13 protein-coding genes and 2 pseudogenes are annotated in these 14,908 nt (G+C 63.0%); 5 read left to right on the forward strand and 10 right to left on the reverse strand.

The features are described from left to right. Positions 1–47: 47 nt before the first annotated feature. On the forward strand, positions 48–1,577 hold the full coding sequence (locus P3T16_RS09040) for a PLP-dependent aminotransferase family protein (protein ID WP_429341978.1): 1,530 nt from the start codon (positions 48–50) through the stop codon (positions 1,575–1,577). A 99-nt stretch (positions 1,578–1,676) separates the two neighbouring features. Here the strand turns inward: P3T16_RS09040 and P3T16_RS09045 are convergent, their stop codons facing one another. The 4 genes from P3T16_RS09045 to P3T16_RS09060 form a co-directional block, all read right to left on the reverse strand. After that, on the reverse strand, positions 1,677–2,351 hold the full coding sequence (locus P3T16_RS09045; protein ID WP_429341979.1) for an FMN-dependent NADH-azoreductase: 675 nt from the start codon (positions 2,349–2,351) through the stop codon (positions 1,677–1,679). Continuing rightward, on the reverse strand, positions 2,348–2,815 hold the full coding sequence (locus tag P3T16_RS09050; RefSeq protein WP_429341980.1) for a GNAT family N-acetyltransferase: 468 nt from the start codon (positions 2,813–2,815) through the stop codon (positions 2,348–2,350). The genes P3T16_RS09045 and P3T16_RS09050 overlap by 4 nt, the downstream gene beginning before the upstream one ends. Positions 2,816–3,224: 409 nt before the next feature. Beyond that, entirely contained in the window at positions 3,225–4,268 is a 1,044-nt protein-coding gene (locus P3T16_RS09055) for a hypothetical protein (RefSeq protein WP_429341981.1), read from the reverse strand. Next, positions 4,265–5,560 (reverse strand): MFS transporter, encoded by a 1,296-nt coding sequence (locus P3T16_RS09060; protein ID WP_429341982.1) that lies wholly within the window; start codon positions 5,558–5,560, stop codon positions 4,265–4,267. Before P3T16_RS09060 ends, P3T16_RS09055 begins: the two co-directional genes overlap by 4 nt. A gap of 111 nt (positions 5,561–5,671) precedes the next feature. Here P3T16_RS09060 and P3T16_RS09065 point away from each other — a divergent pair. After that, positions 5,672–5,872, forward strand: a pseudogene (locus tag P3T16_RS09065) (IS5/IS1182 family transposase); the annotation flags it as partial. 129 nt (positions 5,873–6,001) lie between these two features. Here P3T16_RS09065 and P3T16_RS09070 read toward each other — a convergent pair. Continuing rightward, a complete protein-coding gene (locus tag P3T16_RS09070; RefSeq protein WP_429341983.1) occupies positions 6,002–6,586 on the reverse strand; it encodes a TetR/AcrR family transcriptional regulator in 585 nt (194 codons plus the stop codon). Between the two features lie 330 nt (positions 6,587–6,916). Here P3T16_RS09070 and P3T16_RS09075 point away from each other — a divergent pair, with 330 nt between their 5' ends. Both P3T16_RS09075 and P3T16_RS09080 read left to right on the forward strand, forming a co-directional pair. Beyond that, complete coding sequence (locus P3T16_RS09075) at positions 6,917–7,621, forward strand: SDR family oxidoreductase (RefSeq protein ID WP_429341984.1); 705 nt, start codon at positions 6,917–6,919, stop codon at positions 7,619–7,621. A gap of 504 nt (positions 7,622–8,125) precedes the next feature. Beyond that, positions 8,126–8,332 (forward strand): annotated as a pseudogene (locus P3T16_RS09080) (EamA family transporter); the annotation flags it as partial. Between the two features lie 336 nt (positions 8,333–8,668). On the opposite strand, the gene P3T16_RS09085 reads toward P3T16_RS09080, so the two are convergent. The 5 genes from P3T16_RS09085 to P3T16_RS09105 form a co-directional block, all read right to left on the reverse strand. Then, entirely contained in the window at positions 8,669–9,157 is a 489-nt protein-coding gene (locus P3T16_RS09085) for a c-type cytochrome (protein ID WP_429341985.1), read from the reverse strand. Further along, complete coding sequence (locus P3T16_RS09090; protein WP_429258560.1) at positions 9,154–9,609, reverse strand: hypothetical protein; 456 nt, start codon at positions 9,607–9,609, stop codon at positions 9,154–9,156. The genes P3T16_RS09085 and P3T16_RS09090 overlap by 4 nt, the downstream gene beginning before the upstream one ends. Positions 9,610–10,629: 1,020 nt before the next feature. Continuing rightward, a complete protein-coding gene (locus P3T16_RS09095) occupies positions 10,630–11,418 on the reverse strand; it encodes a DUF2182 domain-containing protein (RefSeq protein WP_429341986.1) in 789 nt (262 codons plus the stop codon). A 28-nt stretch (positions 11,419–11,446) separates the two neighbouring features. Further along, positions 11,447–12,202: a DUF1326 domain-containing protein gene (locus P3T16_RS09100; RefSeq protein ID WP_429341987.1), complete on the reverse strand. Its 756-nt coding sequence runs from the start codon at positions 12,200–12,202 to the stop codon at positions 11,447–11,449. 389 nt (positions 12,203–12,591) lie between these two features. After that, positions 12,592–13,593: an AraC family transcriptional regulator gene (locus tag P3T16_RS09105; RefSeq protein ID WP_429341988.1), complete on the reverse strand. Its 1,002-nt coding sequence runs from the start codon at positions 13,591–13,593 to the stop codon at positions 12,592–12,594. A 242-nt stretch (positions 13,594–13,835) separates the two neighbouring features. Between P3T16_RS09105 and P3T16_RS09110 the strand changes: the two genes are divergently transcribed. Further along, positions 13,836–14,891, forward strand: a complete 1,056-nt coding sequence (locus P3T16_RS09110) for a 3-keto-5-aminohexanoate cleavage protein (protein WP_429341989.1) — start codon at positions 13,836–13,838, stop codon at positions 14,889–14,891. Positions 14,892–14,908: the final 17 nt, after the last annotated feature.

Raw genomic sequence — 14,908 nt, forward strand, 5'->3', positions numbered from 1 at the left:
CCGACTAGTCCATGCCGTTTGCCGCTCCCCTTGCCCGCGAGACCCTCATGACCGTACCGATTCCCGCATTGACCATCGAAATCGATCGGCAGCAGCAGTTGCCGGTCTATCTGCAGATCTGCGAGCGTTTCAGGACCGCGATCGCCGCCGGGCATCTGCGTCCCGGCGACCGCGTGCCCGCGCTGCGCGGCCTCGCCACGCAGCTGAACACGGCGCGCGGCACGGTCGAGCTCGCCTACACGATCCTCGTCGACGAGGGCTACCTGCAGATGCGCGGCGCGGCGGGCACGTTCGTATCGCCGTCGCTGCCGGCATCGGTGATGCGCTCGTCGCGTGCGCAAGGCGTTCAGGACGCGTGCGGCAGGCAAAGCACTGAAGGCGCGGGCACGCCGCAGACGTCAGATGAATCGCGCGATGGTCAAGCGGCGCCGCGCCAGCTGGCTGTAACCGTCGCCATGAGCGGCGAGCCGCGGCCGTTACAACCCGGGCTGCCCGCGCTCGACGCATTTCCGGGCAAGGTATGGAACCGGCTCGTTGCGCAGCGCGCGCGCAGCGGCGAACGCGCGATGCTCGCGTACCCGGATCCGGCCGGCTACTGGCCGCTGCGCGAACATATCGCCACCTATCTCGGGCTGTCGCGCGGCGTGACCTGCCTGCCGGAACAGGTGTTCGTTACCGGCGGCTACCGTGCGACGCTCGAACTCGTGTTGCGCAGTCTCGCCCGCTCGAACGATCGCGTGTGGTTCGAGGATCCCGGCTATCTGCTCGCGCGTGATTTTCTGGCCGAGACCGGCGTGCAGCTCGTGCCGGTGCCGGTGGATGGCGAAGGGATCGACGTCGAGCGCGGCACACTGCTGGATGCGCAGGCGCGCTTCGCAGTGGTCACGCCGTCGCATCAGAGCCCGCTCGGGCACACGCTGTCGCTCGCAAGACGCATGGCGCTGCTGGACTGGGCAGGGAAAGCGTCCCGCTGGATCATCGAGGACGACTACGACAGCGAGTTCCGTTATCTGGGCCGGCCATTGCCGGCATTAAAAAGCCTCGACCGGCGCGATCGCGTGATCTATTGCGGCACGTTCAGCAAGGTGATGTTTCCCGGTTTGCGGCTCGCGTATGTGGTGGTGCCAGAGCGAGCCGTCGAGCGCGTCGGGAGGGTGGCGCGCAGCATGAACGCAGGATCGCCGACGCTATTGCAGGCGGCCGTAGCGGATTTCATTGGGCAGGGGCATTTTGCGCGGCATCTGAAGCGGATGCGTGCGTTGTACGGCGAGCGGCGCGTGCTGATCGTGCACGCGTTAGAGCAGGCGTTTGGCGAACGGCTGATTGTCGATTTGCCGCCAGGTGGAATTCAGTTCGCGGTGCAGTTCGCCGAAGGCCCCGATGGCCCGGTCGACGACGTCGCCGTCGCCGCGCGCGCCCGCGAGGCGGGGCTCGCGGTGCTGCCGCTTTCGATCTGGTACGCGAATGGCCGCGCGCGGCGCACGCTGCGCGGCCTCGTGATGGGCTTCGCGAACATCGCCGATGCGGGTGAGGCAGGCCGTCTCGCGCGAACGTTGCGCGCGTGTCTGGAAGGCTGACGCGCGAGGCATGTGTCCAGATCCCGAATAAGCGCAGCGCGGCACGCCTTCGCACGATGCGACAAGAGCGCTTTCGGAACGCATCCCGTCCGGCGTACTTTATGCGCGCTGCGCAGTCGTACCCGCCGCCATGCTTGCAGTGCCGGCCGCCTGTGCGGCGAGTGAGGCGAACACCGCATCGCCGGTAAGCTGGACGCGCGCCGCATCGAGCGCCTCGGCTACCGTCGCTTCGCCCATCACAAGCCCCTGCAGGAGAAGAAACTGCACGCTGTGGATGCCGATCGAGCCGAGTGCATAGCGCAGATACGGCGTCAGGAAATCCGGCTGCCGCGCGCGTTCGCCGCTATGGACACCGCCCGAACCGACGATCACGATGGTCGGCCGGTCGCGCATCCGTCCAACCTTGCCTTCCGGTGTCGCGGCGAACGTGCGATGGATGCGCAGCGTGTAATCGATCCACAGCTTGAGCGCTGCCGGCACCGTGAAGTTGTGCATCGGCGTGTTAATAATGAGCGCATCCGTCGTTTCGATTTCACCGATCAGTTGCTCGGAGACATCGAACTGCGCCTTATCCGGCGTGCGCGACGTGATGGCGCGCGCATAGTCGCGGGCGACCGGCGGCAGTGGCGCGGCTGCCAGGTCGCGTTCGATCACCTTGATGGCCGATGCAGCGGGTGCCGCGTGCTCGCGCAGCATGCCGACGATCTCGTCGGCGAAACGGTAGCCGTGGCTCGCCTCGCCGTGCGGGCTGGCGTTGATCAGCAGAATTTTCATGACGTGACCTCCGCAGGATGGGGAAGAGGGGCGAGTGGTTCGACGAAGTGCATGCCTCGGGCGAGCAGCCCATTGCGGAAATAGAAGCGTTGCGCAAGCGGCATGTGCAGGCCCGTGTCGAGCACGAATTGCGCGCAGCCGGCTTCGCGCGCGATCTGCCGTACGGCGTCGAGCAGTTGCGCACCGATGCCGCCACGCTGCAGCCTGCCATCGACAACCAGATCGTCGACATAGACGAAGCGGCCATACAGCAGATTGGTCAGCATGCGGTAACCGGCGAGGCCGACGACGCTGCCCACGTCGGACGCAGCGAGCAGGCGATAGCCTTCGGCGTGCTGCCTCGCCACCTGCGCGGCGAACGAGTGCGCGTCCATCAGATGCGGGCGCAACTGACGCATGACGTCGAATGCGGGCAGCAGCGAATCGGGCGTGTCGAGGTGAACGAAGCGAAGCGAGGCGGGCATGGGCGTCTCCACGAGGAACGACGCTTACGATACCCAGCGCACGGCCTGGTCGGAAGAGCCAGGAATGCGCGATTCGACCAGGCCATCCGGCGGACGCAGTGTGTCGCTAGCCGAATTCGACGCAGTCGCCGTGAAAAGCGGGCTCACCAACAGGCCTATCGCGTGCTCACGCGGCGGCAGACAAGGGCAGGCGTCGAACAACGCTTAACAAAAAGAGCCATTGAAGTCACTGCATCTCGACAGTCTGCTCCGGGGTCGTCTACGGAAGTTCATCGTGGGACCGAGATCGGGCCAGGAACGGACAGTCGAGTCCCATTGCGATCCACCATGTCGCGCTGGCAGCAAGCATTAAGAGCGCTTGCATGTCCAACCTCCTATGTCCGTCATCGTTTCACAGAGACGGCAAAACTCACTGGGGCGCCATGACGCGCAGCACCGGACGTCCGTCGACGTTCTTCAGCGGGAAATAGGCGCGATGCGTTGATGGATCGACACCAACCACATGTGCGTTGGGCCCGATGCGACCTTCGCCGATTTTCGACACTGTAGAGGGGCCCACGGTAAACATCGACACGATGCCTGCTTCGCCAGCGACATAAAGCGTGCCCGGATCTGGATCGAATGCAAGCACATCGGGATCACCGCCAACGTCAAATGACTGGACGACCTCCCTGGTGAGCAGGCTCAGCGTCAGCAGTCTGTCGTTGCCTTCGCACGCGACAAACGCAAGGTGTAGTCGCGGAACGATATATAGACCGTGGTTGCCTCTTGCGCCCGGCAGATCGATCCGGGCGACGATTGCGTCGGTTGATGGATCGATTTCGACGAGTTGTCGTCGTGACTGGACATTGACGAAGATATGATGCGACGCAGCGTCGTACTGGGTGTTGCCGACTTCGCCGCCCAACGGGATCACGTTGGTGCGGCGATTGGATTGAGTATCGATCACGGTTTCAGTCCCGCCCGTTTCGTCCGATACATAGAGTTTCCGGGTGTCAGGTGCATATGCCATCCCGTCCGGATAAATACCACCCTGCATGCGTGCGGTGATTTTCAGGGTGGCCTCGTCGATAGCAATGACTTCGTTCGTGCCGGTCGCGGACGCGTACACCCGCGACTGTTCAGGTACCACCAGGACGCCATGAACGGCGGCGATGTTGCCAATGCGGGCGACAACACGTGAGTTTTGCGTGTCGAAGACGATGACTTCGCTGTCGCCCAGGTGTGCGATGAACAGCAGATGCCGGTCAGGGTCGTAGCTTTCGTAATCGAGCCGGGTGGCGCGACCAGGCAGCGGGATGTCGGCGACGTGCGTCAGCGGTAGTTCGACCGTGAGTGGAGTGCCAGCAGCGGTCGCGCTGTGATGGATGACCAGTACCGCGATTTCGACCATCAAAAGAATGACGAGCAACATCGCAGCGCAGCGACGGTTCGAGTCGACACGATCTTTCATGACGAATCTCCGTCGGGCCTGACGTGACGAAATGCGGCGAGTAGCGAAAGATCGTATGCAATCTTCAGCACACCGCACGCCACTAGCGGAGCACCGAGCCACCCAAGGCCCAGCAATATCCCTGAAAGGGTGGGCGCGAGCGCTGCAGCGAGGCTTCGCGGAACCGCGGTAAAGCTCGCCGCCGCAGGACGTTCCCCGGGCGTGACGACCGACATCACGTAGGCGCTGCGCGTGGGCACGTCCATCTGTGAAAGAGCACTGCGTGCGAGGAGCAGCGCGAGGGTCAGCGTGAGGGAAGGCGAAAACGCTGCGGCAATCAGGCATACGCTCGAGGGGATATGCGTGAACACCATCGTGTTGAGCAGGCCGATCCGGCGCGATAACGGAGCCGCGGCCAGTTGAGAGCCGGCGCTGAGCAGCCCGGCCCAGAAAAAGAACTGGCCGGCTGCGCCGAGCGAAAGTCCGAACCGCTGGATCAGCCACAGGGTCAGCAGCGAGTTGACGAGAAGTCCGCCCGCGAAGGCGTCAACGCTAAAGAGCAGCGCAAGGCGGATGACGATTCCGCGTGAGGGTCCAAGCGGTACACGCGGCGTGTCGTTCCTGGACTCGCGTGCCGGCAGACGCCGGTAAAGGAGCAAGATAACGAATCCTGCCGTCGCGTAGACGATGAACATTACGCGTATCGCCGTGAGTGGCGAAGCACCTGAGTGGGCGCTGATCGAATCGGGCAGGCCGGCCGCGAGGGCGCCGACTGCGGCGGACAGCCCGCCGACGAGGCTATACCGCGCAAACAGGGCGGTTCGTGCGTCACCCGTTGCGGATTCGGCGAGCCTTGCATGCTCGAGCGGTAGAAACAGGCTGACATCGCCGGAACTCGGGTTCAGCGTGCCGATGAACGCGACGACGAGTAGCGGCCACAGCGAAGACAGGCCTGCGAAAGCAAGACCTGTAGCCGTCATTAGCGCCCCCGCGAAGAGCAACAGGCCCCTTTGTGCAAAGCGATTGCCTACGAGACCCACCAGGGCCGTCGCGATGGCCGACCCGAACAACGTGGTCGTGCTGATGAGCCCGACAGCCAGTTGCCCAAAGCCGAGCGCCAGCAGATAGCCGGGCAGCAGCACCGCAATAAAACCATCGCAGGTTCCGCGCAGACCGCGGGCAACAAGCAGGACCGAGGCGCCCCGGTCGACGCCTTCGGGACGGAGCAATCTGGACAACTGCCCCCTGACTGCTCGCTTAGCCGTCCGTCCAGGTATGTGCATCGTCCTTGCGCCACGCAAAGAATGCGTCATGGAGAAGCATGCCATAACGCGGCTGTTCGTGACCCTTCGTAAAGGTGCGTGACAACCCCATGGATATCGCGCAAAGGCCAGCTGCTTCACGGCCGGGTCCATCCGGGCCAGGCTCAGGTGATCATCCCGCCGCGCTCGAATCGAACAACCAGGCGTCGATATAGTCGAGTGCTGTACCGAACTTGGAACATCGTCGAACGCTTCTTCAATCGCATCGAACATTTTCGTCGTGTCGCCACTCGTTACGACAAGCTCGTGGGCAACTACCTTGCCTTTGCGTCGCTTGCTTGTGCATTCGGGGCGCAGGTGAGTTGTGAACAGAACCTGGTCGACGATCCGCGCCATCCGCTCAAGGAGCCGTTCGAATCGTGGCGCACGCGCTTCGACGCGTGGCATGCGGCGCGCGTGGTGGAGTAGCGCGCGTCGCGTCCGGGCGGGCCGTTACGCCTGCGTGGCCGGGTCGTCGAGCGCGTCGACGAGCGTGCCCCGCCCCGCGTCGAGGATTTCGTCGGCGAAGGCTGGATCGGCGCTGGCGATCGCGCGCGACAGCACGAGCGTCCCGACCATCTGACTGAACACCGCGATCGCGTCGCGACGGGTTTGTTCCGCCGTCGCGCCTTTCGTGGCGATCATGCTTTCCAGCTGGTCGAGATACGCGGCGAGGCCGCGCGCATAGCACGCGCGCGCCGCGTCGGCCATCCGGGGCGCGTCGCCCGCGAAGCCGGACAGCGCGCACCCGGCCTCGACGTTGTCGCGGTGCGCGGCCGACAGGTAGAGCGCCGCCTGCTTCGCCACGCTGCCGGCGTTCGGCGAATCCGCGCGGTCCTGCATCGCCTTTTCCATCACCGCGGAGATCAGCGCGTCCTTCGACTTGAAGTGGTTGTAGAAGCCGCCCTGCGTGAAGCCGGCTTCCTTCATCAGTTCCGTCAGCCCCACGGCGTCGACGCCGCGCACCCGGAACAGCCGCTCGGCGGCCGCGACGATCGCGTTCCGGTTCTCGGCGGCCTGCTGTCTTGAGACGCCCATCGATTCCTCCCTGATTCTGATGATCGCGTCGATTGGAAAACACAATGGCGATCACCATTGACACGTCTGAGTCGCGCTGACAGAATGCACTGCAAAGACAATGGTGATCGACATTGACATCAAGTGTAGCCGATTTCGCGCACAACGCGAAGCAGCGCCGGCGCGACACGGATGGCAGTCCGCCGCAGTCTTTGGCGCCGGCGGGCGGCGGATGTGGCCGGCCGTTCGGCGGCGCAACGGTTCGGTACGCAATTGCAGCCTTGTTTCCACCGGATCTCACGCGCGCGGCGAGCCGGCGCGCATGCGATTCATCATGCGAAAGGAAGGATTATGAAGATTGAAGGTGCTGTCGTTTTCGTGACGGGCGCGAACCGCGGGCTTGGCCTCGAGTTCGCGAAACAGGCGCTCGAACGAGGGGCGCGGAAGGTTTATGCGGGCGCGCGCGATCCGGCCAGCGTGACGCTGCCGGGCGTGGTGCCCGTGAAGCTCGACGTGACTGATCCGGCGGCCGTGGCCGCGGCCGCCGACGCGGCGCGCGACGTCACGCTGCTGATCAACAACGCGGGCATCGCGCGGCTCGGCAGCCTGACGGACGACGGCGCGCTCGACGCGTTGCGCGATCACTTCGAAACCAACGTGTTCGGGATGCTGGCGATGTCGCGAGCGTTCGCGGGGAGCCTCGCCGGCAACGGCGGCGGCGCGATCCTGAACGTGCTGTCCGTCGCGAGCTGGGTGAACCGGCCGATCCTGTCGGGCTACGGCGTGTCGAAGTCGGCCGCGTGGGCGCTGACCAACGGCCTGCGCCAATCGCTGCGCGAGCAGCGCACGCAGGTCGTCGGGCTGCATGCCGGCTTTATCGATACGGATCTGACGCGCGGGCTGGAAGTGCCGAAGGCGACGCCGGCCGACGTCGTGCGCCAGGCGTACGACGCGATCGAGGCCGGCGCGGAGGAAGTGTCCACCGACGAGTTCACGCGACAGGTGAAGGCCGGGCTGTCGGCGGGCGTCTATCTGAACGACGCGACGCCGCACTGACGGCGCCGGAGCGCTCGCCCGTCGCGCGTGTTCGCACGCGACGGGCAGGCCTGTCGGGTCAGGCCGTGACGTCAATGATGCCCCGCGCTCGCCAACAATGGTTACCACCCGTCACAGGGTGCAATCGACAACTACAACAATACGATCGCTGCAGATCAAGGTCATCCCTATCCGATCAACCTGTCGGAGTACTTTGGCGGAATGATCGCGAATCAGCTGTTCAAGCATCCAAAGCTCGATCTTCTTCTTCGGCGGGTTGCCCCGCCATACTGACGATAAGCCTGGTGAGCAACCGGGCCGGTTCGCTCAGACTCCCGCTTGCACGATGCACGAGTCCGACGTCGCGATGAAACGTGTGCTGTCCCAGTTCAATGGCGCGCACAGCGGCGGGCCACCGCGAGCTGGCTGAAGTTTCTGGTGCTTGACCAGATATCGGGACCGCTCCATTTATCCAGTCGTTGATTCTCACGATGCAGGCCGGTCGATGACGGCAATCTCGCCGGCCTGAAATTCGCTCATGGTTACCGTGGCCTGGCCTTGGGAGGGACCTCGCGCGTCAGTCAAATCCAGTTACTGCAGCCATTTCTCGCATTGATTTTTTCTGCGCCGCTACTCGGCGAACCGCTGCGTCCCAGCACGCTTGCCTTCGCGCTCGCCGTTCTGGCCACAGTGTTTTTCGGCCGGCTCATGCCGATGCGCGATGGCAAGTAATAGGGGCGATCAGATGATGCGACATACAGGTTGCTCTTTCGATCCGCTCGACTTCACTTCGGTGCCGCCGTCGTGCTGGAGGAACAGAAGGAAGGGATGGCGGCATTCCTTGAACTCGCAAGCCGGTCTACAAGAATGCCTGATACGGACGGCGATCCATGCTCGACATTGAAGTTCTGGCAATTGGCTGAAGGCGACATGCGGGCCAGTTTCAGCCGCTGAGCCGCAATTTGTCGCCGATCGCTTTCGCGCTGACATGAGACGACTCCAATACCTGTGAGTCACACAACATCGGGCCAGGCGGGTGCGTAGGCGTATTACTCGTTAGCGCTATCGCTAAGGGCGCGACTCTGCCTGGATCGTCCGATCCGCTCGGCCCATAAAGTATCGGTGGATGTCGTCGAGGTGATCAGCAATCGACGGATTGAGGCGATATGCCGGCATCCCGCGGGCCCCATCTCCGTCCAGGACCATTCGGGCAAATGTCTCGCCGCTCTGGGTTCGCGCGTAGTCGACGATGGAGGGGGCTGCCAACCCTTCGTAATCCTTGCCGTGGCAACGGGCGCAGTCGGCGGCGCGCAGCGTCCGCCAGGCGCTGATGATGCCGGGGTCGGTGAGCGGGGGCGCCGCGTCTCCGATGGCGCCGTCCGCCCGGGCGGACTGAGCAATAACCAATATGACGGCAGCGACAAGCGCAAGGTACGCAGGTACCGGCTTTCTTCCAGAGCGGGGCACCATCCGAAGCGGACGACATCGCATACGATATGGCGCCTCTGCTAGTGCCGGCGCTTCACAGGCGCCGCCCGAATCTCGCGCGACGCTCATTGAATCCGGTCCGTGATGCGGCCGGCAAACTTCCAGCCCTGGTCCTGAATCCAGAGGTAGGTGTAGCCGGTTGGACCGTCAATGAATACGGTCATTGGCTCGCTTATGCCGCGGTTCTCTTCATGTCGCGGTGACCCTACGGGCGTGACCCGGGCCTGGTTTGCCCTGGGTGTTGCATCGGGGGTATCGAGCTTCCATCCGGCAGCTGGAAGATAAGTGAGCCGCAACGTGTTGCCGGCCGGAGGCTGGACGAGCAGGGTAAGCTGGGATTTCGCGCTGCTCGCCTGTTCCTCGCAGGGCGTCGTCGCATTGCGTGACATCGTGGTCTCTATCCTTGTTTCGTAAGAGAGCTCGCCGTCGGTGGCGGCGAAAGTGGCATGGCCATACGTTCCGAGCGTCAAGGCTGCCAAGGTAGCCGTGATCAATCCGGCTCGTCGATCTGAACGTTTCATTGCGGTTCTCTCCTACCTGCGGAAATGGGTGTTGACGTGGACATGTCACGCACGCAGAGGCTCTAAGCACAAGCTATGCCGACCTTCGACGCGGTTTGCCATTCGAACCTGACTGGCCGTAAGCGCAGGGGTAAACCGCCTGAGTGACGTGTGCGACGAGCCCCGAAACGGACCAGGTGACTGGCGATGCCCACCAGACCGGCGCGTCCTGTCGGGTGGATCACAACACTGGGAAACAGCCGCACAGACATATCATTCGTATTTTGGCGAATTGACCGCGAGGTCCAATGTGCACTGCTCGATGCCCTCGAGGTCCGTGCGGGCGTCCAGTTTCTTGACGTCGCGGCAGGGCCCGGCTATCTCGCGGGCGGCGGCGCGTCGAGGCGCCGTCGTTGGTGTCGACTTCGCGGACGCGATGGTTCAGCATGCGCGTCGCGTGTGAGTAGTCGGCATCTGCCCGGAATGCTGCATTTCGCCAGGGACCGGCCGCTTTGGGAATCGCTGGAATGCATCGTCATGGTCTAATCTGGCAACTGACCCATACCGAAGGGAATGTCATGCGAAGCATCGCAATTCTTCTCGTGGTTGTCCTGGCCGGTTGCGGAGCAAGCGTCAACCACACGCGGACAGCGAACGGACGCGAAGGAGCCGCCATCTCCTGTAACGGCATTCTGCTTACGTGGAAGACCTGCGACAAGGCTGCCGTGACAGCTTGCCCAGGCGGATACGACGTCGTCGACCGTCAGGAGAAGAAGACATATACGGAGTCTGGCAACGTCATGACCAGAAAGCTTGTGGTGAGCTGCAAGCCGTGATTCAAGCGGTCATCCGCAGAAAGGCCCGCTCCGTAAATGAAGGTGCCGGCGCACAATGACTTCCCTTGAGACCGTTACGGACCGTCCTTTAAAGGGGCGGCGGACGATGTCAGGATCCGGAAGCGACAGGAGCAACTGTGGAGGTAACGCAAGCGTTGAAGCCCTACCTATGTCTGGCTGGTCCCCGCTGGCCCGACTGACAGTCTCAGAAAGCCTGCCGCAGCACGCCGATTCCCCAGCCGATCAGCAAAAGACCGATCGCGGTAGATAACCAGCGTACATTCGGCAGCATTTTCTCCAGCAGAATCACCGCCGCCAGCGCGGCGATCCAGAGCAGGTTCATCACGCCAACGACGAAAAGCAGCGCCATCAGCAGCCAGCAGCAGCCCGTGCAATAAAGCCCATGACGCAGGCCCATGATAAATGCGCCACGAACCCCGGCTCGCCACTCGGTCATGATGAACGAGAGTGGCGAACGGCACCTGGAGAGGCAGGCATGTTTCAAGGGCGTGAACTGATACGCGCCCGCGCAGATGAGAAGTCCTCCTCCCAGAGCGGGACTCGTGCTCGCCATCATCGGCGAGACAAGCCGTGCTTCGAGAAGACCCCATTGGGCAAGGGCGGCAATTCCGCTGAAGGCCGTCCAGATGGCGATGTACCCGGCCACGAACGCAGCGGGGTGGACGTGAGGTTCTGATTGCGCGCGCCGACGCTGGTTGACCGTTGCAAACACCATGATCATGGGCGTGGCGGAAGGCAACATCATGGCGACCATCATGACGGCCCACATCGCGAATACAAGGAACACGTCGACGCCGTTCCATGCCGCCATCCCAGGCATGATCGCCATGTCCGCGCCCGCGTCCATGTGCTCCATACCCCAGCCCATATACAGCACGTACAACCACGCTAGCGCGCACATGCCAAAGAGCCCGGCGAGAATGATTCGACGCTCGGTGGTCGGCCCGGTTTCAGACGGCTTGTTACTCGCCACAGCCACGCCCCAAAGGACAGGTTCGAGATCAGGCGGCCAGTCCGGTCGGCGTGTGCTCGACCTGAGCCAGCGAGCTGTGCGTACCCGTGTGGTTGAACTTGATCGCACCGGTCCCGATTAGCGTGACGGTCCGGGCAACCTCCATCTCCCTGTATTCGAAACCGTTCGGAAGCTGTACGACGACCCGTTGTTCTTCGCCGGTGGCGGGCACGACGAGTGGTGCCGACTCAGTTTCCACAATGCCCTGGACGAGCACGTGAGCCTTGCGGTTTCGCTGGTCAAACTCAAACGTGATGGGAACAAACTGCGGATCGAGGAAGGTGGTGACGATCGACGCCAGGATCTCGAAGAAGGTGCCGCCGTGCTGGCCGCTGAGGATTTGCAGCAGCGCGTCCCGCTGTTCCGCGGTGGCACGTTCATCGATAAGCGGCTGCATCGTACCGTTGCCCTCGTGCAGCGCGCCGGGCCAGTGGTAGGTGGCCACCCACACCAGGCCATCCAGACGGATGCCTCCGAAGGACCCCTCGGTGATCCGCATGGCCGCCACCCCTTCGCACCCCTTGTTGGGATAGGGCACACCGACTGTGTCGCATGGACAGGTGGCAATGCAGTTGCAGTTCTTGAGATAGTCCCCTTTCATTCTCCATGCGGTAGCCATGATGTCTTCCTCGAAAGAGATGGCCGGGTCTGCCGGGAGTTCGTGCCCGGCAATCCGTGCGAGAGTCGGGAGTGACCCGTTCTGATAACCGATGCGCAATTCGTAGTTACGGGCGGCGCTGTTCACGCGTGATTCCAGTGTAGGCGATAGCACGACAGCCAGCCTCGTACCACAAGGGGAGCCAGGGACCGGCAAAGGCGGCTGACAACTGGCGAGCGGGGCGTGTCCTGCAGCCAGCGAGCCAGGCCCTGGTTGTTGACGTCAAGGCCGTCATGCGCCTGCTCAAGGGGTACCCAGTAACCAGTTAGCGAGAACGAGGGCTTTGGCGCTTTCGCAAAGCGACAACGGTGAACCGCCCGTACGGCTCCCTCGACGACCACCGGTTACGAAACTTCACGCCAGGAGCCGTCGGCGCAGATGGCCTTCGAGCACGGGACGGTTTGCAGTTGCGAGCTTTGGGTCGTTCGATAACGGGCTTGCGACCGAATCCTTCGAAGGCCCAATGCGCAGAGCCATCATTTCAAACGGCTGTTGCGCCAGTCACGCGGCGTGACGCCGAAGCGTGCGTTAAACCAGTTCGTGAAGGAACCCTGCTGTGAATAGCCTAGCAGTGCGGAAACCCGCCCGATCGGATAGCGTGGGTTGCTCATATAGCGTACGGCAAGTTCGCACCTGACTTCCTCGACCAGACGCGAGAAGCTGGTATGCGTCAGTTCAAGCTGGCGCTGCATGGTGCGAACGCTCAGACGCAAATGGCGGGCAACCAGTTCGACGGTGGCCTGTTCGAGGGGCAGCAGCAGGTAGATCGCCTTGCGCACTTCCAGCGCGGTCGAATCGGCACCCGTCACATTGAGTGAATCAGCGAGGCTCTCGGCATATCGCACCAGTTCCGGGTCAGCAGCGGGATTCGGGTAGTCGAGATCGGCGGCCGCACACACGAAGCCATTGAAATCACTGCGGAACTCCAACGGACAGCCGAAGAACCGTCGATGAAACGTCAAGTCCTGCGGTCCTTGATGAGTGAAGTGGACCGAGCGCGGTTTCCAGTGATCGCCGAGCAGGGCGCTGGAGTGGCGCGCGAGCACGCCGACCGCGAGTTCGATCGCCTGATTCGTCGGGGTGCCCGGTTCCACGACCAGTTCTTCCCGGATGGTGACCGTTCCACCCGCGTCCTCGATGTGCACAGCCAGGGCTTCGTTCAGTAGATGCCGGTATTCGGCTGCGGCCAGCAATACCTCGCGCAGCGTGCGTTTATGTGCGAGCAGGACATTGACCACACCGGTACCGAACTTCTGCCGGGTCTCGGCCATCTGTAGCGCGAAAGTCGGGCACGACGCCCTTTCGGCCGTTAGTTCCAGCAGCCGGCACGCGGCGGTTGCCGGAACGCGATCGTCCGGATTCGCAAGCGCCGCGGTATCGATCCCGACCTGCTGTGCAAGCTCGACCGGGTTCAGTCCGACCCGCCGCGTCACATCGAAATAGCCGCTCATGGCTACCGAGCGCAACATCGTTTCCATCGCTTTGTCTCCGCATACGTCTCGCAGGCGGCCTCCCTGCGTCTGGTATTGGAATGTCTACCGCACGCACCGGTGTTAACGCGTAGTGGCATGAAATGCCAAAAGAATGGCGCCCGATCATAAAAGTGTAGCGCAGCATTGCCGTATCGTGGGATCTCAACGGTTCATCATGTTCCGACCAGTCTTCATGCGGCCAGCCGTGTCGCGAGCGTCGGAATACCGTACTCATATTGGAGAACACGATGCAATTCCTCGACGATTCGCTGCACCCTGAGAACCAGGACAAGGTTGTCATCACGACCGCTCCGTATGGCCCGGAATGGATGCCCGAGGACTTTCCGGAAGACATTCCGGTAACGATGGAGGAGCAGATCCAGAAGGCCGTCGACTGCTACGAGGCCGGCGCGACCGTGCTGCACCTGCATGTGCGCGAACTGGATGGCAAGGGCTCCAAGCGCCTGTCGAAGTTCAACGAACTGATCGCGGGTGTGCGTGCGGCCGTGCCGGACATGATCATCCAGGTGGGTGGCTCGATCTCGTTTGCACCGGAAGACGACGGCCAGGCCGCGAAGTGGCTGTCCGACGACACGCGTCACATGCTAGCCGATCTCGACCCGAAGCCCGATCAGGTGACGGTCGCGATCAACACCACGCAGATGAACATCATGGAGTTGCTCTATCCGGAGTACCTGGAAGGCACGTCGCTGTCCAATCCTGCGCTTATGGCCGCCTACAGCGAAATGACGGTGCCCGCGGGTCCGGCCTGGGTTGAGGAGCATCTGCGCCGCCTGCAGGCCTCGGGCATCCAGCCGCACTTCCAGCTTACGGGTATCCATGCGCTCGAAACGCTCGACCGCCTGGTGCGCAAGGGCGTCTACAAGGGGCCGCTGAACCTGACGTGGATCGGCATCGGCGGCGGCTTCGACGGTCCGAACCCGCACAACTTCTTCAACTTCGTCCACCGTGCGCCGGACGGTGGCACGGTCACGGCCGAGTCGCTGCTGAAGAACGTCCTGCCGTTCAACATGATGGCGATGGCCATGGGTCTGCATCCGCGCTGCGGCATCGAGGACACGATCATCGACCAGCACGGCAACCGGATGACTTCGGTGCAGCAGATCGAGCAGTGTGTGCGCGTGGCGCACGAACTGGGCCGTGAAATCGCGAGCGGCAAGGAGGCGCGCGAGATCTACAAGATTGGTGTGCAGTACAAGACGGTCGACGAGACACTCACGGCCAACGGCATGGCGCCGAATCGCAAGGCCGGTGTGAAGAATCTGCCGCTGCGCGCGGCGTAAGGGATTGAAGCGCGGCT

The organism is Paraburkholderia sp. GAS42 (assembly GCF_050436565.1).
Classification (GTDB): Bacteria; Pseudomonadota; Gammaproteobacteria; order Burkholderiales; family Burkholderiaceae; genus Paraburkholderia.